Below are 19,153 nucleotides of genomic sequence, written 5' to 3' on the forward strand. Positions count from 1 at the left end.
TCGCGTCGTGTCCCTATAGTCGACCTGGATCCGATCCGCCCGGAAAAGCAAGAATACCGGGATGGTCGCAAAAAGGCTTCGGGAACGAGCCGTGGGAGCAGGGATTTGGCTGGAACCATCGCCGCGCTTGGCGGCATGACACAGGCGCGGCATCGCCTCGACCCGCTGTTGCGGCCGGCATCGATCGCCTTTGTCGGCGCCTCGGTGCGCCCGAACACGCCGGGCAATACGATGGTGCGGGCGGCAGCCATGGATGGCTATTCGGGCCGGATCTACGCCATCAACCCGAAATACGACACCGTGGAAGGCGTGCCCTGCTTTCCCGATCTCGCCAGCCTGCCCGAGGTTGTCGACCATGTCGTGCTTGGCCTCGCCAACGACTATCTCGAAGAGGGTCTGCTGGCCGCCGCGCGCCACGGCGCCAAAGCGGTCACCATCTTCGCGAGCTGCGACCTGACGGGTGCGGCCAACGACCCGCTCGCCGGCCGGCTGACCGACATCGCCCGCGAGGCCGGCATCGTTATATGCGGCGGCAACGGCATGGGCTTCTGCAACCCGCAGATCGGGTTGCGCGTCTCCGGCTTCGCCGCAAATCTCGCCATGAAACCCGGCGGCGTCGCCCTGATCACTCAATCGGGCTCCGCCTTTTCCGCGCTCGCCTACAACGACCAGCGGCTGAAGTACCAGCTCTGCGTGTCGAGCGGCCGCGAACTGACGACGACGACATCAGATTATGTCGACTGGGCGCTCGACCAGCCCGCCACCTCGGTCATCGGCCTGTTCCTCGAAACGGCGCGGCGGCCGGATGATTTCGCCCGCTGCCTGGAAAAGGCCGACCGTCTCGGCATCCCGGTGGTGGCGCTGAAGGTCGGGCGCACCGAACTCAGCGCCAGCTTCGCCGCCAGCCACAGCGGCGCCATCGCCGGCGACGACGCCGCCTACGAGGCGTTGTTCGAAAGATGGGGCGTCGCAAGCGTCGACACACTGGACCAGCTCGCCGCCAATCTCACCTTGTTTTCGGCCGGCCGGCCCGCCGCCAGGGGCGGCCTCGCCAGCCTGCACGATTCCGGCGGCGAGCGCGAAATGGTCGCCGACCTCGCGGCCCGGGCCGGCGTGCCGTTCGCCGCCATCTCGGAGCGGACTAAAGAAGGACTGCGGCTGCATCTCGACAGCGGCCTGCAGGCTGCCAACCCGCTCGATGTCTGGGGCTCCGGCCTCGACTTCGAAATGCATGTCGAGGCCTGCATGGACGCTATGCTCGCCGACTCCGACACCGCCATCGGCGTGCTGTTCCAGGACATACGCGACGGCTCCTACATCGCCGAGGGCTTCACCCGCGCCGTGATCCGCTCCAGCGCCAGTACCGACAAGCCGGTCGCCGTCGTCAGCAACTACGCCTCGGTGAACCATCGCGCGCTGGCGCTTGCCACCACGCAGGCCGGCGTGCCGGTCATCGACGGCACCGACGAAGGCCTGCATGCCATCCGCAACCTGCTGGCGTTCCGCGACCGCCGCGCCCTCAGCCACACCTATCCGCGGCCCGTGGCGCGCGAGGTCAGAGAACACTGGCGCCGGCGCCTTGGCCAGGCAAAGCCGCTCGGTGAAAGCGAGGCGCTGGCGCTGCTGGCCGATTACGGCATCGCGACGCCGCGAGCGATCGCCGCCGCCACGCCGGACGATGTCCTCGCCGCCGCGCGAAAGATCGGCTTCCCCGTCGCGCTGAAAACCGCCGTTCCCGGCATCCAGCACAAATCCGATGTCGGCGGCGTCCGTCTCGGCCTCGCGGATGAGAGCGCGCTGGCGGATGCCTATGCCGGGATGGCGGCGCGGCTCGGCCCCGAGGCTCTCGTCGCCGAAATGGCGCCGAAGGGCGTCGAGATCGCCTTCGGCCTGGTCCGCGACCAGCAGTTCGGGCCCTATCTGGTCGTCGCTTCCGGCGGCATCTGGATCGAGGTGCTGAGAGACCGCACTGTTGCCCTGCCGCCGCTCAGCCTCGAACAGGCGCAAACGCTGATCGGCAGGCTGAAGGTCAGCCCGCTGCTCGACGGCGGCCGTGGCCGGCCCGCCGCCGACAGGCCGGCGCTTGTCGCAGCACTCGTCCGCTTCTCGATGCTTGCCGCCGATCTCGGCGACCTCATCGAAGAGATGGACGTCAACCCACTCATGGTTTCAGACCGCGGCTGCATCGCCGTCGACGCGCTTGTGGTCGCCGCGAAGCCGGCCGGTCGTCACGATACACACATCAGGGAAATGCCATGAACTTCGATCTCAGCCCGCGCGAAAAGGAACTGTCGAAAAAGGGCCGCGACTTCTGCGACCAGGTGCTGCTGCCGCTGGAGGCGATCACCGACGAACATGGCGAACTGCCGATGGAGCGCCGCGAGACGGTCCGCCAGCAGGTGCGCGACTGGGGTCTCGCCGGCATCAACCATTCCCGGGAGAATGGCGGCCTTGGCCTGACCATGGTCGAGCAGACGGCTATCGAGGAACAGCTCGGCCGTGTCACTAACGGCCTGTGGAGCTGCGTCTGGCGCCCGCCGGTCAGCCTGAAACTCGGCACGGAAGCGCAGAAACGCGACTATCTCATCCCGTCCTCGCACGGCCACCGGCGCGGCGCCTTCGCCATCACCGAGCCTGAGGCCGGCTCCGATCCGCGCCGGGTCAAGACAAAGGCCGTGTTGAAGAACGGTGAGTGGCACCTGACCGGCGAAAAATGGTTCGTCACCTCCTACAACGCGTCCGACTTCGTCATCGTCCACGCCCATGTCGACGACGATCCCGACAAGCCGACCTTGTTCCTGGTCGACAAGCCGGTGAACAACATGGTGCATCTGCGCTCGCCCAAGTTCATGCACAATTTCGCCTTCGACCATGCCGAGCTCCGCTTCGAAGGCACCATGGTCGGTGAGGACAAGATGCTGGGTCAGGTCGGCCAGGGATTGGAACTGACCAAGGACTGGTTCGTCGAGGCGCGCCTGCAGATCGCCTCGCATGCGGTTGGTGCGGCCACCCGCGCCGCTGAGATCGCCAATGACTATGCCACCACCCGCCACCAGTTCGACCGGCCGATCCGCGATTTCCAGGGCGTCGAGTTCATGCTGGCCGACATGGCGGTCGACATCTTCGCCGCCAAGTCGATGCTCTACCGGGTCGCCTGGGAGATCGACCAGGGTCTCGACCGCAAGCGCGTGCATGCCCATGCCAGTGCGCTGAAACTCTACTGCTCCGAGGCCGCCGGCCGCGTCATCGACAAGGCGCTGCAGGTGCTGGGCGGACGCGGCTACATGCGCGAGAACCCGGTCGAGCGGCTCTATCGCGACATCCGCGTCGACCGCATCTGGGAAGGCACGTCAGAAATCCAGCGTGTCGTCGTCGCCGGCCAGATCCGCAAGCGCGGCATCGGCGTGTTCAGCGAGGTGGCCTGGGCGTGACTGCTGCTGCCACCCTGCTGCAACCGAAGGCGCGCACCGCATCGATGTCGCGCCGGCATGTCGAGACCGCGCTCCTGCTCGGCCCGGCGCTGCTCGTGCTGGCGCTGCTGTTCGTGGTGCCGCTGGCGCGGCTGTTCTCGCTGGCCTTCACCGACCCGGCCGGACCCTTCGCCACCTTCGGCGTGCTTGCCGAGAGCTCGGTCTACCGCCAGGTGATGTGGAACACCTTCGTTGTCGCCCTCATGGTGACGGCGCTCTGCGTGCTGCTTGCCTGGCCCGTCGCCTATGTCCTGTCGCGCCTCGAAGGCGTCTGGTTCGGCATCGCGCTTTATGGCGTGCTGTTTCCCTTCTGGATCTCGGTGCTGGTGCGCACCTTCTCCTGGATGCTGCTTCTGGAGCGCAACGGGCCGATCAACCGGCTCCTGATGGCAACCGGCATCACCGAGGCGCCGCTGGCGCTGCTGTTCAACAATGTCGGCGTGCTCATCGGCATGATCCACATCCTGTTGCCCTACATGATCCTGCCGCTCTATGGCGCCATGGTGCGCATCGACCGCCGGCTGCTACTGGCCAGCGACGGGCTGGGCGCCAGCCTTCTCGACACCTTCCGGCGCATCTATCTGCCGCTCTGCCTGCCCGGCCTCGCCGGCGGCGCGACCTTCGTCTTCCTGCTGTCGCTCGGCTTCTTCATCACCCCGGCCCTGCTCGGCGGCTCCAACGCCATCACGCTGTCCATGCTGATCGCCAGCTTCGTCAACGACAGGCTGGCATGGTCGCTCGCCGCCGCCGGCTCGCTCGCCCTTCTGGCGATCGTGCTCGTGCTGATGGGACTGGCCGCCCGGCTGCTGCCGATCGAGCGGGGGTTGTTCGCGCGATGAACCGGCTGCCGCTCCTGCTTCGCATATCGGCCAATGCCGGCGCCAGCCTGGTGCTCGCCTTCCTGGTGCTGCCGATCCTGGCCGTGGTGCCGGCCTCCTTCAACAAGGCGAGCTTTATCTACCTGCCGCCGCGCGCCTGGTCCGGAGTCTGGTACGAACGCTTCCTCGCCGATCCGGAATGGCACACGTCGCTCGTCAACAGCGTCGAGGTCGCCACGCTGGCAACCATCATCGCGGTGGTGCTCGGCACGCTGGCGGCAATCGGCCTGCGCCGCATCGACGGGCGCATGCGCATGCTGGTCACCGGCCTGTTCCTTGCGCCGATGATCGTGCCTGTCATCGTCACCGCTGTGGCGCTCTACCGCAGCGCGCTCGATGTCGGCCTGAGCGGCACCATCATCGGCATGAGCCTCGGCCACGCCATACTGGCGCTGCCGTTCGTCGTCATCAATGTCGGCATTGCGCTGCGCGCCATCGACGACAACTGGCTGCGCGCCGCCGCCGGCCTGGGCGCCGGCCCATGGCGCATCTTCCGCACTGTCACGCTGCCCAACATTACCCCCGGCATCGTCGGCGGCGCCATCTTCTCCTTCATCACCTCCTTCGACGAGGTCATTATCGCCGTGTTCATGGCCGGCTATGCCTCCAAAACCCTGCCGGTGAAGATCTGGGAATCGATCCGGCTGGAGTTCACGCCGGTCATCGCGGTCGCCGCGACAGTGATGATCGCGCTCGCCATCGTCCTGTTCGCGCTGGCGCAGGTCTTTAGCCGCAAAACCGGGAGCCCGAGCCGATGACGCAGACCGGACCACAGCAGGGACAATCGCTGCGCCTGACCGGCGTTTCGAAGGCCTATGGCGGCTTCAAGGCGCTGGAGCCGACCGATCTCGTCGTCAATGCGGGCGAATTCCTGACGCTGCTCGGCCCCTCGGGCTCGGGCAAGACGACGCTGCTCAACCTCACCGCCGGCTATGTCGAGCCGACGGCGGGCGAGATCCGCATCGGCGAGCGCGACGTCACCCGCCTGCCCGCCCGCCACCGAAACATCGGCATGGTGTTCCAGAATTATGCCCTGTTCCCGCATATGAGCGTCGGCGAGAACGTCGCCTACGGCTTGAACGTGCGGCGCCTGCCCAAGCCGGAGATCGCACGGCGCGTGAACGAGATCCTATCGCTGATGCGACTCGACGGTTTCGCCGACCGGGCGGTGCAGCAGATGTCCGGCGGCCAGCAGCAGCGCGTGGCGCTGGCCCGCGCGCTGGTGATCGAGCCCGACGTGCTGCTGATGGACGAGCCGCTCGGCGCGCTCGACAAGCAGCTTCGCCGCTCCGTGCAGCTCGAACTGCGCCGGCTGCACCAGAAACTCGGCCGCACCACCATCTATGTCACCCATGACCAGGAGGAGGCGCTGGTGCTTTCCGACCGCGTCGCGGTGATGGATGGCGGCCGCATCCAGCAATTGGGAACGGTCGACGATCTCTACGATCGTCCGGTCAACGCCTTCGTCGCCGGCTTCATCGGCGAATCCAACCTTTTGCCGGTGCGCGTGCTGTCCACCTCGGCCGGAAAGGCCTCGGTCGATGTCGAGGCGTTCCGCAGAACGATCGCCGTCGAGGCGGCGCCGGGCACGGCGGCGGGCGAGCCGGCGCGGCTCTTGATCCGGCCCGAACATGTCGAACTCGGCCGCGACGGCGACGGCGTGGCCGCCGAGATCGTCGAGGTCATCTATCTCGGCGAACTCACGCAGCTCACCTTGCGGCTGGAGAGCGGCCAGACCCTCGCCGCTCGCCAGATCACCGACCGCGCCTTGCGGGCCGGCGCCAGGGTCCATGTCACGTGGAAGCCGGGCCACGTCCGCGCCGTCCCTCATTTTCCAACCAAACCCACCAAAACGGAGAAAGCTGATGCATAGGCGTACTTTCCTTCTGACGGCAGCGGGCGGCGTGCTGGCCGGCGCGGCGGGTCTTCCCCGGCTGGCGCAGGCAGCGGACCGGCCCTTCACCTTCACCTCCTGGGGCGGCGCGCTGTCCAATGCCGAGAAGGCGGCTTTCATCGATCCGTTCGGCCAGCTCAAGGGCATTCCGGTGGTCAACACCTCGCCCACCGAGACCGCCAAGATCAAGGCCATGGTCCAGGCCAAGGCGGTCGAGTGGGACCTGGTCGACGTCGGCGGCCGCACTGTCTGGCAGGGCGCCAATGAAGGCTTCCTCGAACCGATCGACGTCTCGAAAATCCCCAATGCCTCGGCGCTCGAAAAAGGCTGGGTCGCCCCCAACGGCATCGCCACCTCGACCGGCGCCACCATCATGGCCTGGTCGAAGACGGCCTTTCCGGATGCCGGCCCGCAATCCTGGGCCGATTTCTGGGACGTGAAGCGCTTTCCGGGACCGCGCGGCCTCTACCGCTTCTTCTACTACAACTACGAAGCCGCCCTGCTGGCCTCGGGCGTCAAGCACGAGGAAGTCTTCCCCTACACCACGGAGAAGGCCGACATGGCGATGGCCAAGATCAAGGAGCTGAAGCCGCACGTCACCGTCTGGTGGGGCAGCGGCGCCCAACCGCCGCAACTGCTTTCGTCAGGCGAGCTGGCGCTGTCCTCCGCCTGGAGCGGCCGCGTGCTGGCGGCGGAAGCCGAAGGCGCTCCGGTCGGCTTCACCTACAAGGACGGCATCGCCTGGGCCAACTGGTGGGTCATCCCCAAAGGGTCGCCCAATGTGGAACTTGCGCATGAGGCGATCAACTTCGCGCTCGCCGACGCCCAGCAGGCGAAGCTGCTCGAACTCAAGACCTATGGCCCGGTGCTGGGCAGCGCCACATCGGGCGCCGACGCCGAGACGAAGAAGATCCTCGTCATGGCGCCCGACAACATCAAGGACATGCTTATCCTCAACGAAGGCGAAGCCGACAAATATTCGGTCGCCTATGAGGAAAAGTGGAACCAGCTGATGCTGCAGTGACCCGCACCGCCGGCGTGGCCGATCCGCAATCGGCCACGCCGGAACACCGGGCCACGTCCGCGCCGACCGATCACCTTACTGGGGCCGATCACCTTACTGGGGAACGACATGCACGCTGAGCAACCCTTGGCCTTGCCGGCCAGCCTGTGGGCGGCGACGGCCACGCCCGCGCCCGCCTATGCAAGCGCGAAAGGCGATGCCGTGGCCGACATCGCCATCGTCGGTGCCGGCTATACCGGGCTGAGCACGGCACTGCATCTGGCGCAGGCCGGCAAGAAGGTCATCGTGGTGGAGGCGAGCGAACCTGGCTGGGGCGCGTCGGGACGCAATGGCGGCCAGATCATCGCCGGGCTGAAGCACGATCCCGACAAGCTCGAAGCGAAGTTCGGCCAGGCGCTTGGCAGCGCCATCACCAGAACCTTCGGCGCCGGCGGCGACCTCGTCTTCGATATCATCGAAAAATACGGCATCGACTGCCACGCCGAGCGCACCGGCTGGATCCAGGGCGCGCATGGGCCTGGGCCGTTTTCCGATATCGTCACGCCCCGCTTCCGGCAATGGCGCGCCCGGGGCGTCGAGGCGCGCCTGCTCGACACTGGCGAAATGGCAGGGCTGACCGGCTCGGCCCCCGGCGCCTATCATGGCGGCTGGTTCGATCCGCGCGGCGGCGTGCTGCAGCCGCTGAGCTACGCTCGCGGGCTGGCGGCGGCGGCGATGTCGCGGGGCGCCACCATCCTGGCCCGGTCGCCGGCGCTTGGCCTGCGGCGCGACGGCGATGGCTGGCGGCTCGATCTCGGCCAGGGCTCGGTGCGGGCGCGCCAGGTCGTGCTCGCCACCAACGCCTATACCGGGAACCTGTGGCCCGGCCTGCGCCAGACCGTCATTCCGGTGACCAGCTTCCAGATCGCCACGCATCCGCTGGCGCCGTCGGTGCGCAAAACCATCCTGCCGGGCGGCCAGGGTGTCGCCGACACCAGGCGGCTCCTGCTTTATTTCCGGCTCGATCATGAAGGCCGCCTGGTGATGGGCGGGCGCTCGCCCGTCGACGACAATCCGACCATGGACGACGCCGCGCCGCTGAAGGCCGCGCTGGCCCGCATCTTTCCGCAAGCCGCCGGCGCGCCGGTCGAGTTCGTCTGGAGCGGCAAGGTCGCCATCACCAAGGATACGATGCCGCATATCCATATACTGGCGCCCGGCCTGTTCACCGCGCTCGGCTGCAATGGACGCGGCGTTGCGGCCTGCACGACGACGGGCAAGCTGCTTGCCGATCTGGCTCTCGGCACCGCGCCGGCCGACCTGCCGTTCCCGGTGACCGCGCCGGACCGCTACGCGCTGCATGCCTTGCGCAAGGTCGGCGTATTTGCCTTCAGCCAGTACTACCGGCTGCTCGATAGCCGAAGCGCCGCGTGACCGCTGATCGTCGATCGCCGTGCTTAGAGCAATTCCAGGAAAAGTGTGTAACGGTTTTCCCGGGAGAAGCGCATAGCGCTTCCCCTTGGGAATTGCGTAAGAACAAAGAGTTAGAGCGGTTCGCCGTTTCCGTGAAACGGTGAAATGCTCTAGGCGGCAAATCAGATACCGGCCGTCAGTAGACCGTCAGGAAGGCCGGGAACAGCATGCCTGTCTCCCTGAGATACTCGATCAGTTCGATGGCCGGAAAGATGGCGAGGAAATAGAGCCCGTCATAAAAGGTGCGCTTGAGCGCCCGTGTCGAGAATTGCAGCTCGTCATTATCGCGGTAGAGCAGCGGGTTCGGCCAGAACCGTGGCGTCCTGTTGATGTAGGCGACATAGGCCGCGCCGAATTTGCCCAGGAGATACTCGGCTTCCTTGCGCGCGGTGACGCGGAAGATGAGGAAACTGGCGATGCCAAGCGCGGCGGCCGCCAGCAGCGAGCCGTAGAGCAGGCCGATGCCGACCGCGCCCACCGTGGAGAAGAAATAGAGCGGGTTCTGGCTTATCGAGAACGGGCCGGTCGAAACCAGCTCCTCGTTCTTCTTGCCGCCAACATAGAGAATGCTCCACAGCCGGCCGGCGACGCAGGCCAGCACCAGGCAGAAGCCCAGGAATTCGAGTGTTTCGTGCCCGTCCGAGCCCTCGCTGAGCGCCGGCTTGGTAACGAACAGCAGCAGCACCACCAGCACAGCCGCGACGCGAATGAAGATCAGCCGCTTGCGCTGGACGAAAGCCTGTGAAACCGGCTTGAGGGACGCGTAGGTCATTCGTGTTTTCCTTGGGCGGGGGGCTGGCCCGGGAGCACTGGGGCACGAGATTGATGGCGGATGCAAGGCAGTGGCCTTCTATCAGCGCACCGCGAGCCTTTCGTAAAGGCCCTTTGCCGGAACAGCGTCCATTCTTACGAAATTGTATGTCCGCGGACAGGCTGCCGCGAAGTCGCTTCCCTATCGTGCGCATGCCGGCCGGGATTTGAAAGCCGGTTCCGATTGCACCAGCCGGACGGTAGCCGGCATCAGACAGGGAATGGTTTCATGAAGAGATTTGCCTTTGCTGCCGCGGCGGCCGCGCTCGCCGTCTCCGCTTCGATCTCCGCCACATCAGCCGCTCCGGCGCCTTGCGAGGAAACGTTGAAGGCGCTGCGCGCCGCCGAGGCGCAAGCCAAGCTCGGCACAGCCGACAAGGCCAAGGTCCTGGACCTGGAGAGCAAGGGCATCGAGCGCTGCAACGCCGACGACGACAAACGCGCCGACGACTTCTTCGCCCAGGCCATGAAGGTCATGGGCAAGTAGCGACATCAGCCATCGAGGATTTCAGCCATGCTCGCGCCAAGCAACCATCCTGCCGGCCCTTCCTATAACAGGGTTCCGGAAGTCACCCTCGATTTCTGGCTGATCAAGCTGATGGCGGTGACCATGGGCGAGACGGCGGCGGACTATCTTGCCGTCAATCTCGGGCTCGGGCTGACCGTCACCTCGCTGATCATGACCGGCGTCCTGATCGTCGCCCTCGTCCTCCAGTTCGCCCAGAAGCGCTATGTGCCCTGGGCCTACTGGCTGGCGGTGGTGCTGATCAGCGTCGTCGGCACGCTGATCACCGACAACCTCGTCGACAATTTCGGCGTACGCCTGCAGACCACGACCATCGCCTTCTCGGTCGTGCTCGTGGCGACATTCGCGGTCTGGTATGCCAGCGAGCGGACACTGTCGATCCACACCATCTTCACCACCAGGCGCGAGATTTTCTACTGGCTGGCGATCCTCTTCACCTTCTCGCTCGGCACCGCCGCCGGCGACCTCGTCGCCGAAAGCTTCGACATGGGCTACCTCGCCACCGGCCTGATGTTCGGCGCCGTGATCGGGCTCATCGCGCTTGCCTATTACCTGATCAACCTGGACGCCATCCTGGCCTTCTGGCTCGCCTACATCCTGACCCGCCCGCTCGGCGCCTCCTTCGGCGATCTCCTGTCGCAACCGGTCGAATATGGCGGGCTTGGTTTCGGCACCACCTTCACCAGCCTGATCTTCCTCGGCTGCATCGTCGCGCTTGTTCTCTACATGACGCTGAAGAAGACGGCCGACGACGCCGACGAGATCCTGCTGGAATCCGATTGAACAGCCGGCCGCGGCCATCCTAGGAACGAACCCGTACCGGTGATAGCCTGTCCCCGATATCGGCAATCAACCGGAACGACGATGCGACTACTTCTTGTCGAGGACGACCACAGGACGGCGGACTACATCGTCAGGGGACTGACGGAGGCCGGCCATGTCTGCGACCTCCTGCGCAACGGCCACGACGCGCTTTTCGCCGCCACCAGCGGCGGCTACGACGTGATCGTGGCCGACCGGATGATCCCGGGCCTCGACGGCCTGTCGATGGTTAAGGCGATCCGCGCCGCGGGCGTGCGCACGCCGGCGATCTTCCTCACCTCCGTCGGCGGCATCGACGACCGCGTCGAGGGGCTCGAAGCCGGCGGCGACGACTATCTGGTCAAGCCCTTCGCCTTTTCCGAACTGCTGGCACGCATCAATGCGCTCGGCCGGCGCCCCGCGGCGCAGGAGCAGAAAACCGTTCTGCGCGTCGCCGACCTCGAAATGGACCTGATCATGCGGCGTGTCGTCAGGCAGGGCCAGCCGATCGACCTGCAGCCCAGGGAATTCAGCCTGCTGGAAGTCCTGATGCGCGGCGAAGGCCGCGTCATCACCCGCACCATGCTGCTGGAGCGCGTCTGGGACTTCCACTTCGACCCCAAGACCAGCGTCGTCGAGACCCATATCAGCCGGTTGCGGGCCAAGATCGACAAGCCGTTCGAAACCCAGCTCATCCACACCGTCCGCAACACCGGCTACAGCCTGCACGCTTCGCCCGCGGCATGATCGGGCCCGCACCATGACCGGAACTGCCTTATGACCGGAACATGGGCCCGCCTGCTGCGCAGCACGCCGTTCCGGCTCGCCCTGACATTCGCCTTCCTGTTCATGCTGGCCTTCGTTCTGGCGGGCGCCATCGTCTACCAGATGATGAGCGCCGATCTTGCCGAGCAGCTCGACGAAACCATAAAGGGGACCTATTCCGTCGTCGCCGCCACCTATACGGACGACGACACCAGGGAACTGGTGGAAACGGTCCAGAACCATTCCGCGCGCAGCCTGAAGAAGGAACAGCTGTTCTCGCTGACCGACGCCGCCGGCAACCGCCTGGCCGGCAATTTCACCGCAGCCGGTCTGCCCGACGGCTTCTCGATGTTCGGCGCCGAAATGCCCGGCCTGCCTCCCGACACCGAATACCGCGCCTATACCGGCTCGGTCGGTGGCAACAGTCTGACGGTTGCCTTCAGCCTGTCAGAGACGGAGGAGCTGGAGACGATCATGCTGATGAGCTTCGGCTGGGCGACCCTGATCATCACCGGCCTGGCGGTGGCCGGCGGCGCCCTGCTCGCCTCCCGCGTCCAGCTGCGTCTCGACGGCATCGCCGCCACCATGGTCGACGTCTCGCACGGCCGGCTCGACACCCGCATTCCGCTGACCGGCAATGGCGACGACATCGACGTCGTCTCCGGCCAGGTCAACGCCGCGCTCGACCGCCTGTCCGGCCTGGTCGATGGCATGAAACAGGTCAGCGCCAACATCGCGCATGACCTGAAGACGCCGCTCAACCGCCTGCAGATGATCCTGGAAGGCGCCGCCGACAAGGCCGCGCAGGACCAGGACGTTTCAGGCGACCTTTCCGACGCGCGCGCCGAGGGCCACCAGATCAACGAGACCTTCGATGCGCTGCTGCGCATCGCGCAGATCGAGGCCGGCGCGCGCAAGGCGCGCTTCACCGATGTCGACCTGCGCGAGATCCTGCAAACCATCGCCGAGATCTACACCGACGTCGCCGACGATGACGGCAAATCGCTGTCATCGCCGGAGCTGGCTGAAACGACCGATCGGATCCACGGCGACCGGGAACTCCTGACGCAGATGTTCGCCAATCTGGTTGAGAACGCGCTGCGCCATTGCCCGCCGGGCACATCGATCAAGCTGTCGGTCGCGCGCCGGGGCGACCGCGTGCTGGCCGCCGTCGCCGACAACGGCCCCGGCGTCCCCCCCGACGAACGTGAAAAAGTGTTTCAGCGGCTCTACCGGCTGGACCACAGCCGCTCGACGCCGGGCAGCGGCCTTGGCCTCAGCCTCGTCAGGGCCATCGCCGATCTGCACGGCGCCTCCATCGCGCTGGAGGATGCCCGGCCCGGCCTGGCCGTCGTGGTAAGTTTTCCGCTGGCTTAGCCGGCGAAGGATCATTTCTCGCGCTTCGTCCGTCCGCCGTCTTGCCTATCGCCCGGTCTTGCCCATCGACCGTCTTACTCATCGGTAAGCCTGCGGCAAACCGCTCGCAAACTCGCCCGTCTACAACAGATGCATCTTCTCTCGACGAGGAGGGAAGCCGGCCGGCGACAGTCCGGCCCTATCGAAGCCGGGGCTTCCCGGCGCCACGACACAGGAGAATGATCATGAAGAAATTCGTCATCGTCACCGCGGCCATGCTGGCGGCCGCAACGTCGACCGCTGCCTTTGCCAGGACGGTCACCAGCACCATCACCAGCGTCGACGCTAAGGGCGATGCCATCACCCTGGCCGACGGCAAGACACTCAACCTGCCGGAAGGCATCGAGGTCGAGACGCTGAAGGCCGGCGAGAAGGTGGTCGTCACCTATTCGACGAAGTCGGGCAAGTCGCTGGTGTCGAGCATCCAGCCTGCCAAGTAGGCGAATACCGCATAATGCATGTCGCGCAAAAGTGACCTCGGTTTTGCGACAACGACATGCATCAAACAATGACCTAAAGCGCGTCGTGTGAATCCGTTGTCACGCGACGCGCTTTAGATGCAGCGGCCCGCCGGCGGCTTTCAGAATATCCCGGTGACCAGGCGGTCGAGCCGGGTGTTTTCCCGGTAGGCAAGGCGGACGACAGCGGCCGCCAGGAAGCCGGTCGCGGCGCCGCCGAGAATATCGCTGACATAATGCGTTCCGAGATAGACGCGAGAGAGCCCGATCAGCAAAGCGACAGCGAGAAACCAGAAGCCGCGCCGCGAAAGACCGTGAACAAGAAACGCGGCGGCGATGGCGAAGCTTGCCGTTGCATGGTCGGACGGAAACGAGAAATCGACGGTTCTATCGATGATGAGGTGCGTGACGTCGGCCTCGTAAGGCCGCGCCCTCTGGATGAAAAGCAGGATCAGCTGGTTGATGCCAAGCCCCAGAAGAAATGAAAGCCCGGCTGCGATCAGGACATGGCGGATCGCCGTGTCGGCGCGCGGCAGCCACCATTGCAACGCCACCGCCAGTACCATCAGCGGCACGCCGGCTGTCGAGATGCCGATCACCACGGCATCGATTGCCGGAGCCTGTCCGGCCCAATTGTTGATCCAGGCCGTCATCGCGGCGTCGAATTCAAACATGCGCGGTCGGTCCCGGCTATCCGCGGCGCCAGGTGATGGCGGAATTGGTGATGTAGTTCCATGCCGAGCCGACAACGGCCCCGGCAAGGCCAGCAACCCACCAGCGCGAGTGTTCGCTGTAGAGCATCGACGATACGCCGACCCCGGCCACGACGCCGAAACTGCACAGCGCCGCGAAGATGAGCAGGCCGGTCACGAACCGCCAGCCGCGCCGGCGCTGGTCGCGATAGGTGAAGGTGTTGTTGAGCGTGTAGTTGAAGGCCATCGCCGAGAACATGGCTGCTGTCTGAGCGACCGCGAAAGACAGCCCGTGCGGCAGCAGCGCATGCAGGACCGCGAGATGGACGACGACGCCGGCGGAGCCGACAAGGCCGAAGGCAAGGAAGCGCGTCGAGATCAAATCTCCCGACATCTTCGCGACCAGCAGGCCGACATATTCGAGCGCGACCAGCGAATCGAGCTTACTCTGCCCGTGCAGGCGCGGGGCGAATCTGTAGGGGATTTCCTCGATCCTGAGGGCCGTTGGCGAGGAGGCGACAATGTCGAGCAGGATCTTGAATCCCTGCCTGGACAGCCGCGGCGCGACGGTGTCGACGATTTCCCTGCGCAGCATGAAGAAGCCGCTCATCGGGTCCTGGACCGGCGTTCTCAGAAGCAGCTGCGCAAGACGCGTTGCCAGCCGGCTGGCGCCCGATCGCAGCCTGGTAAAACCGCCATCGGCGCTGCCATCGTCTCCATAGCGGCTGGCGACGACAAGGTCGGCGCCGCCGCCTCGCAGGATGGCGAACATGGCCGACAGGCATGTCTCGTCGTGCTGCAGGTCTCCGTCCATCACGGCCACGATCGGCGCCGAGCTCGACAGGATGCCCTCGAGACAGGCGCCGGCCAGACCGCGGCGGGCGATCCGCCTGATGCCGCGAACGCGATTGTCGCCGGCGGCGATCTCGCGCACCGCCAGAATGGTGCCGTCCTTCGAATCATCGTCGACGAACACCACTTCCCAGTCGATGCCGGCAAGCGATTGCCGCAGCCGCGCCACCAGCAGGCCGATATTGGCGCGCTCGTTCAAGGTCGGAACGACGATCGTCAACTCCGCGCCGCGCTGCTGGGCGTTGACGGCGGATACGCCATCCCTTGCCAAGGATATGGCGCCGTCCCGATAGGCCGCCTGGCTCATGGCTGGCTCCCGCCTTGTGTTGCCGGCTGAACGCCCGCTTGGGATTGCACGACACGCTTCACCGGCAGGATCAGCATGTCGAAAACCGGAAATCCCGCGACCTGCTGCGGTATGCGCCTGATGTCGCCATTGACGGCGAAGAGGCCACCGAGATCGTCGCGATAGTCCTTTTCACGCATGGCTTCCTCGCCGAAATTCTCGGCGGCTATGAAGAAGCCTTGGCTCCGGTGGGCGAGGCGCTTGTCGTCCATGAACTGGAAGTGGCGGGGATCACCGGGCAGCACCTCGATAGGGATGTTCGGGCCGAGCTCATAGGCCAGCTTCGCCGCCTGCATCCAGTTCGAGGCGACGGCGTATCCGTTGGCGCGCCTGATCTCGTCGGCGACCTTGCTGGTCGTCAGCGCCGACCAGTCGACGATCTGCCAGTTGATGTCGAACTTCGGCGCCGTCGCGAAGAACGGCCGGGTCAAGGCGCCGGTTGTCGCCTGCACCGCGAATCCAATGGCCAGCAGCGGAACCACGGTAGCTGCGACGACTATGGATACGACGAGCAGCGTTGGCCTGCGCATTGAAAACGAACAGCACCATTGGCCGACGAATGGAAAGGCGAACAGGAAGCCGCTCATCGACCAGTGCGGCAGCGAGTGCGCGCTGAACAGCGCGATCAGGTCGAAGAAGAAGACGGGGAGCGCCGAGAGCAGGACGAAGAAGCGGTCGGTCGCGGCGCCCCGCCATGCGCCCTGCCACAGGCAGGCCATGGCAACCAGCCAGATAGGCGGCCAGAGATAGAGTGCCTGGCCGAGCAGTATGACGGCGAGATTGCCGGGGTGCAGGAGATGCCCCTCATTGGCGGTGCCCCTGCCGGACTGGAAGGCCAGCGAAATCCAGCCATGCTCCATGTTCCACAGGATGACCGGCAGCAGGCCGAGCGCCGCGATGGCAGCGGCCACCCAGGGCCCAGGGGTCCGCAACTGGTCCCGGCCGGGTTTCGTCAACAGCAGGACCAGCAGCGCGGAAATGCAGAACAGGCCGGCCTGGTATTTCGACATCAGCGCCAGACCGAGCGCCACGCCGGCCGCGCACCAGCGCAGAAAGGCGAAACGCGGCTCCGCGCCGAGCAGCATCGGCGCCGCCAGGCAGGCCGCGGCCAGCAGGAAGAAATCCAGCGGGCCGTCGGGAACCACGAAATGGCCGGCCGATATGAGAAAGAACGGCGCGACGCTGAACCAGGCCACGGCCCAGAACGCGGCAACCGCGCCATAGACGTATCGGGTGAGCGCGAACAGCAGCAATGCCGATGCCGAGCCGAGCAGCACATAGGGGAGCCGCACCAGAAGCCGGTATTCGCTGCCGGACATATCCGCCATCAGCCTGGCAAGCGCGAAGCCGATCGGAGGGTGGTCGAAATAGGACAGCGAATGGCTGCGCGACACCACCACCGCATAGGCCTCGTCGATCGACAGCGGGATGACCGATGCAAGCGCGACCCTCAAGATCAGGAATCCGAGGACGAAGAGCGCCATCAGGGATACGGGGCTCAACGGGAACAACCGTGCCGCGCCTGACGCAGGCCACGTTGCGGCGCCGGCACCCTGCAATGTCTCGTCGATCTGCATCAGGCCGCTACCAGAACCAGAGCAGATGCGAGCCGTAGTCGGGCGCGGACTCGTTCCCGGCCAGGATCATCAGCACGCTGGTAACGGCGAACACCACGACGGTGGTCGTGATCCAGATCCATCGGCTCGGCCAGACGGAAACACTGCGCGGCACGGGCAAAGCCACCTCTCGGAACACGACAGGTTTTCGGCTCGGGACTGATCAGCCGCAGCGGTTCAGGCGTGACATTGCCTTGTCAACTATACGTGAGCATTACGTGTTTCTTACAAATCGGTAATGGAGCCGCCAGCGCCCGCGAGCCGTCGACGCGAGGCCACCGCGCGATCAGCGGTCGATCCGCGTCGACAGGATGATCGAGGACGAGGTCCGCTCGACCCCTTCCAGGGCGCCGATCTGGTCGAGCAGCGCGTCGAGATCGCGGATCGACGGGGCGTCGACGATAACGATCATGTCGAAATTGCCGCTGACCGAGTGCAGCGTCCTGACCGGCGGCAGCGCCTGCAGAGCCCGCACCACCTTGTCGGCAAGCTTGGGCGTGACGGTGAGCAGCACATGCGCCCTGACCAGCCCCTGCTCATAGTCCGGCGAGAGCCTGACGCCGTAGCCAGCAATGATGCCGCGCTGTTCCAGCCGCTCGAGCCGGCTCTGCACCGTCGTGCGCGACACGCCGAGCTGGCGCGCCAGCTCGGCGGTCGAGGCGCGGGCATTGGCGCGCAGCAGGGAAAGCAGGGCTTGTTCCGGTTCACTGAGCATTTCGACGAATGCCTTCGGCAAATCGATCAAAGATAGGTTTCACTCTGTCATATTCCACGCTTCCTTTCGACAGGCAAGCTGCGATGATTCCCGCCAGCTCGAACTGGCCCGACATGAACTGGCCGGACACCAACAGCAGGGGGTATTGACCATGAACCACATCGTTATCGTCGGCGCCGGCAAGATCGGCTCGACCATCGCCGAGATGCTCGCCGCGACCGGCGACTACCAAGTTACCCTCGTCGACCGCTCGGCGGCGCAGCTTTCCGCCGCCGAACTGCCCGCCGGCGTCGCGACGCTCGAACTCGACATCGCGGCTGCGGGCGCGCTGGAAGCCGCGCTTGCCGGCAAGTTCGCCGTGCTGAGCGCCGCCCCCTTCCATCTCACCACGCGCATCGCCGAGGCGGCCGCCGCCACCGGCGTGCATTATCTCGATCTCACCGAGGACGTCGTCTCGACCCGGCGCGTCAAGGAACTGGCCCGCTCCGCCAAGAGCGCCTTCATCCCGCAATGCGGCCTGGCGCCAGGCTTCATCTCGATCGTCGCCAACGATCTCGCCAGCCGTTTCGACACGCTGGAAAGCGTGCGCATGCGCGTCGGCGCACTGCCGCAATACCCGTCCAATGCGCTGAACTACAACCTGACCTGGAGCACTGACGGCGTCATCAACGAATATTGCGAGCCTTGCGAGGCGATCGTCGAGGGCGAACTGGTGGAAGTGCCGCCGCTGGAGGAGCGTGAAGAGTTCTCGCTCGACGGCGTCACCTACGAAGCGTTCAACACCTCGGGCGGGCTCGGCACTCTGGCCGAAACGCTGAAGGGCAAGGTGCGCACGCTGAACTACCGCACCATCCGCTATCCCGGCCATGCCGCGATCATGAAGGCGCTGCTCAACGACCTTGGCCTGCGCCACCGCCGCGACGTGCTGAAGGACATCTTCGAAAGCGCGCTGCCGGCAACGCTGCAGGACGTGGTCATCGTCTTCGTCACCGTTTCCGGCCGCAGGAACGGCCGCCTGTTGCAGGAGACCTACGCCAACAAGATCTACTCCCGTCGCATCGGCCAGAGCGTGCGCAGCGCCATCCAGATCACCACCGCTTCCGGCATCTGCGCCGTGCTCGACATGCTGGCCGACGGCAACCTGCCGGCGACCGGCTTCGTCAAGCAGGAGGACATCGCGCTGGACGCCTTCCTCGCCAACCGTTTTGGGCGGGCGTATGCGCAGCATGAGATGGTGAGCCGGCTGGCGAGCTGACGGGGCTTATCTCCCCCCTCGAGGGGGAGATGTCGCCGCAGGCGACAGAGGGGGTCGCCGCGCGTGAAGCGCCAACCTTGATATGCCGCAAGGGAGCCTCGCCCGGTCGAACCGACCCCCTCTGGCCTGCCGGCCATCTCCCCCTCAAGGGGGGAGATTACCACCCCCTAAATATGCAGCGCG

General features: G+C 65.7%; 19 protein-coding genes. 13 read left to right on the top strand and 6 right to left on the bottom strand.

Translation table 11 applies throughout. The features are described from left to right. The first annotated feature begins 105 nt into the window (after positions 1 to 105). The 7 genes from J0I79_RS20545 to J0I79_RS20575 all read left to right on the top strand — a co-directional run bounded on the left by J0I79_RS20545 (position 106) and on the right by J0I79_RS20575 (position 8,679). Complete coding sequence (locus tag J0I79_RS20545; RefSeq protein ID WP_292863058.1) at positions 106 to 2,259, top strand: acetate--CoA ligase family protein; 2,154 nt, start codon at positions 106 to 108, stop codon at positions 2,257 to 2,259. Further along, positions 2,256 to 3,431, top strand: a complete 1,176-nt coding sequence (locus tag J0I79_RS20550) for an acyl-CoA dehydrogenase family protein (RefSeq protein ID WP_292863061.1) — start codon at positions 2,256 to 2,258, stop codon at positions 3,429 to 3,431. The genes J0I79_RS20545 and J0I79_RS20550 overlap by 4 nt, the downstream gene beginning before the upstream one ends. Further along, positions 3,428 to 4,309 (top strand): ABC transporter permease, encoded by an 882-nt coding sequence (locus J0I79_RS20555; protein ID WP_292863064.1) that lies wholly within the window; start codon positions 3,428 to 3,430, stop codon positions 4,307 to 4,309. Before J0I79_RS20550 ends, J0I79_RS20555 begins: the two co-directional genes overlap by 4 nt. Next, on the top strand, positions 4,306 to 5,106 hold the full coding sequence (locus tag J0I79_RS20560; RefSeq protein WP_292863067.1) for an ABC transporter permease: 801 nt from the start codon (positions 4,306 to 4,308) through the stop codon (positions 5,104 to 5,106). Before J0I79_RS20555 ends, J0I79_RS20560 begins: the two co-directional genes overlap by 4 nt. Next, a complete protein-coding gene (locus tag J0I79_RS20565; protein WP_292863070.1) occupies positions 5,103 to 6,221 on the top strand; it encodes an ABC transporter ATP-binding protein in 1,119 nt (372 codons plus the stop codon). Before J0I79_RS20560 ends, J0I79_RS20565 begins: the two co-directional genes overlap by 4 nt. Then, positions 6,214 to 7,266: an ABC transporter substrate-binding protein gene (locus J0I79_RS20570; protein ID WP_292863073.1), complete on the top strand. Its 1,053-nt coding sequence runs from the start codon at positions 6,214 to 6,216 to the stop codon at positions 7,264 to 7,266. The genes J0I79_RS20565 and J0I79_RS20570 overlap by 8 nt, the downstream gene beginning before the upstream one ends. Before the next feature lie 108 nt (positions 7,267 to 7,374). After that, on the top strand, positions 7,375 to 8,679 hold the full coding sequence (locus J0I79_RS20575; RefSeq protein WP_292863076.1) for an FAD-binding oxidoreductase: 1,305 nt from the start codon (positions 7,375 to 7,377) through the stop codon (positions 8,677 to 8,679). Between the two features lie 175 nt (positions 8,680 to 8,854). Here J0I79_RS20575 and J0I79_RS20580 read toward each other — a convergent pair whose 3' ends face one another. After that, a complete protein-coding gene (locus tag J0I79_RS20580) occupies positions 8,855 to 9,490 on the bottom strand; it encodes an isoprenylcysteine carboxylmethyltransferase family protein (RefSeq protein WP_292863079.1) in 636 nt (211 codons plus the stop codon). A gap of 267 nt (positions 9,491 to 9,757) precedes the next feature. Here J0I79_RS20580 and J0I79_RS20585 point away from each other — a divergent pair, with 267 nt between their 5' ends. From J0I79_RS20585 to J0I79_RS20605, 5 genes are all read left to right on the top strand, one after another. Further along, positions 9,758 to 10,015 carry a hypothetical protein gene (locus J0I79_RS20585; protein ID WP_292863082.1) on the top strand — a complete coding sequence of 86 codons (258 nt, stop codon included), beginning with the start codon at positions 9,758 to 9,760 and terminating at the stop codon, positions 10,013 to 10,015. A 27-nt stretch (positions 10,016 to 10,042) separates the two neighbouring features. Then, complete coding sequence (locus J0I79_RS20590) at positions 10,043 to 10,837, top strand: hypothetical protein (protein WP_292863085.1); 795 nt, start codon at positions 10,043 to 10,045, stop codon at positions 10,835 to 10,837. A gap of 81 nt (positions 10,838 to 10,918) precedes the next feature. After that, on the top strand, positions 10,919 to 11,602 hold the full coding sequence (locus tag J0I79_RS20595) for a winged helix-turn-helix domain-containing protein (RefSeq protein ID WP_292863088.1): 684 nt from the start codon (positions 10,919 to 10,921) through the stop codon (positions 11,600 to 11,602). Positions 11,603 to 11,632: 30 nt separating this feature from the next. Continuing rightward, on the top strand, positions 11,633 to 12,997 hold the full coding sequence (locus tag J0I79_RS20600) for an ATP-binding protein (protein WP_292863091.1): 1,365 nt from the start codon (positions 11,633 to 11,635) through the stop codon (positions 12,995 to 12,997). 224 nt (positions 12,998 to 13,221) lie between these two features. After that, a complete protein-coding gene (locus J0I79_RS20605) occupies positions 13,222 to 13,476 on the top strand; it encodes a DUF1344 domain-containing protein (RefSeq protein WP_292863093.1) in 255 nt (84 codons plus the stop codon). Between the two features lie 140 nt (positions 13,477 to 13,616). Here the strand turns inward: J0I79_RS20605 and J0I79_RS20610 are convergent, their stop codons facing one another. The 5 genes from J0I79_RS20610 to J0I79_RS20630 all read right to left on the bottom strand — a co-directional run bounded on the left by J0I79_RS20610 (position 13,617) and on the right by J0I79_RS20630 (position 17,715). After that, the gene (locus tag J0I79_RS20610; protein ID WP_292863096.1) at positions 13,617 to 14,168 is read right to left on the bottom strand and encodes a phosphatase PAP2 family protein; all 552 of its coding nucleotides are present in this window, start codon (positions 14,166 to 14,168) and stop codon (positions 13,617 to 13,619) included. 16 nt (positions 14,169 to 14,184) lie between these two features. After that, positions 14,185 to 15,345 (bottom strand): glycosyltransferase family 2 protein, encoded by a 1,161-nt coding sequence (locus J0I79_RS20615; RefSeq protein WP_292863099.1) that lies wholly within the window; start codon positions 15,343 to 15,345, stop codon positions 14,185 to 14,187. Continuing rightward, positions 15,342 to 16,961, bottom strand: a complete 1,620-nt coding sequence (locus J0I79_RS20620) for a glycosyltransferase family 39 protein (protein WP_292863102.1) — start codon at positions 16,959 to 16,961, stop codon at positions 15,342 to 15,344. Before J0I79_RS20620 ends, J0I79_RS20615 begins: the two co-directional genes overlap by 4 nt. 7 nt (positions 16,962 to 16,968) lie before the next feature. Continuing rightward, positions 16,969 to 17,115: a hypothetical protein gene (locus J0I79_RS20625; RefSeq protein WP_292863105.1), complete on the bottom strand. Its 147-nt coding sequence runs from the start codon at positions 17,113 to 17,115 to the stop codon at positions 16,969 to 16,971. Positions 17,116 to 17,286: 171 nt separating this feature from the next. Continuing rightward, complete coding sequence (locus J0I79_RS20630; protein ID WP_292863108.1) at positions 17,287 to 17,715, bottom strand: Lrp/AsnC family transcriptional regulator; 429 nt, start codon at positions 17,713 to 17,715, stop codon at positions 17,287 to 17,289. On the opposite strand from J0I79_RS20630, the gene J0I79_RS20635 reads away from it, so the two are divergent. Next, positions 17,618 to 18,970 carry a saccharopine dehydrogenase family protein gene (locus J0I79_RS20635; RefSeq protein WP_292863111.1) on the top strand — a complete coding sequence of 451 codons (1,353 nt, stop codon included), beginning with the start codon at positions 17,618 to 17,620 and terminating at the stop codon, positions 18,968 to 18,970. The genes J0I79_RS20630 and J0I79_RS20635 overlap by 98 nt on opposite strands. Positions 18,971 to 19,153: the final 183 nt, after the last annotated feature.

Source organism: Mesorhizobium sp. (assembly GCF_017306585.1).
Taxonomy (GTDB): Bacteria; Pseudomonadota; Alphaproteobacteria; order Rhizobiales; family Rhizobiaceae; genus Mesorhizobium.

What these genes read in the sequence shown, in the direction of transcription:
- J0I79_RS20595 (WP_292863088.1), top strand. Translation starts at nt 10,919, where the DNA reads ATGCGACTACTTCTTGTCGAGGACGACCACAGGACGGCGGACTACATC.
- J0I79_RS20585 (WP_292863082.1), top strand. Translation starts at nt 9,758, where the DNA reads ATGAAGAGATTTGCCTTTGCTGCCGCGGCGGCCGCGCTCGCCGTCTCC.
- J0I79_RS20600 (WP_292863091.1), top strand. Translation starts at nt 11,633, where the DNA reads ATGACCGGAACATGGGCCCGCCTGCTGCGCAGCACGCCGTTCCGGCTC.
- J0I79_RS20610 (WP_292863096.1), bottom strand. Translation starts at nt 14,168, where the DNA reads ATGTTTGAATTCGACGCCGCGATGACGGCCTGGATCAACAATTGGGCC.
- J0I79_RS20580 (WP_292863079.1), bottom strand. Translation starts at nt 9,490, where the DNA reads ATGACCTACGCGTCCCTCAAGCCGGTTTCACAGGCTTTCGTCCAGCGC.
- J0I79_RS20605 (WP_292863093.1), top strand. Translation starts at nt 13,222, where the DNA reads ATGAAGAAATTCGTCATCGTCACCGCGGCCATGCTGGCGGCCGCAACG.
- J0I79_RS20630 (WP_292863108.1), bottom strand. Translation starts at nt 17,715, where the DNA reads ATGCTCAGTGAACCGGAACAAGCCCTGCTTTCCCTGCTGCGCGCCAAT.
- J0I79_RS20565 (WP_292863070.1), top strand. Translation starts at nt 5,103, where the DNA reads ATGACGCAGACCGGACCACAGCAGGGACAATCGCTGCGCCTGACCGGC.
- J0I79_RS20550 (WP_292863061.1), top strand. Translation starts at nt 2,256, where the DNA reads ATGAACTTCGATCTCAGCCCGCGCGAAAAGGAACTGTCGAAAAAGGGC.
- J0I79_RS20560 (WP_292863067.1), top strand. Translation starts at nt 4,306, where the DNA reads ATGAACCGGCTGCCGCTCCTGCTTCGCATATCGGCCAATGCCGGCGCC.
- J0I79_RS20590 (WP_292863085.1), top strand. Translation starts at nt 10,043, where the DNA reads ATGCTCGCGCCAAGCAACCATCCTGCCGGCCCTTCCTATAACAGGGTT.
- J0I79_RS20570 (WP_292863073.1), top strand. Translation starts at nt 6,214, where the DNA reads ATGCATAGGCGTACTTTCCTTCTGACGGCAGCGGGCGGCGTGCTGGCC.
- J0I79_RS20575 (WP_292863076.1), top strand. Translation starts at nt 7,375, where the DNA reads ATGCACGCTGAGCAACCCTTGGCCTTGCCGGCCAGCCTGTGGGCGGCG.
- J0I79_RS20620 (WP_292863102.1), bottom strand. Translation starts at nt 16,961, where the DNA reads ATGCAGATCGACGAGACATTGCAGGGTGCCGGCGCCGCAACGTGGCCT.
- J0I79_RS20615 (WP_292863099.1), bottom strand. Translation starts at nt 15,345, where the DNA reads ATGAGCCAGGCGGCCTATCGGGACGGCGCCATATCCTTGGCAAGGGAT.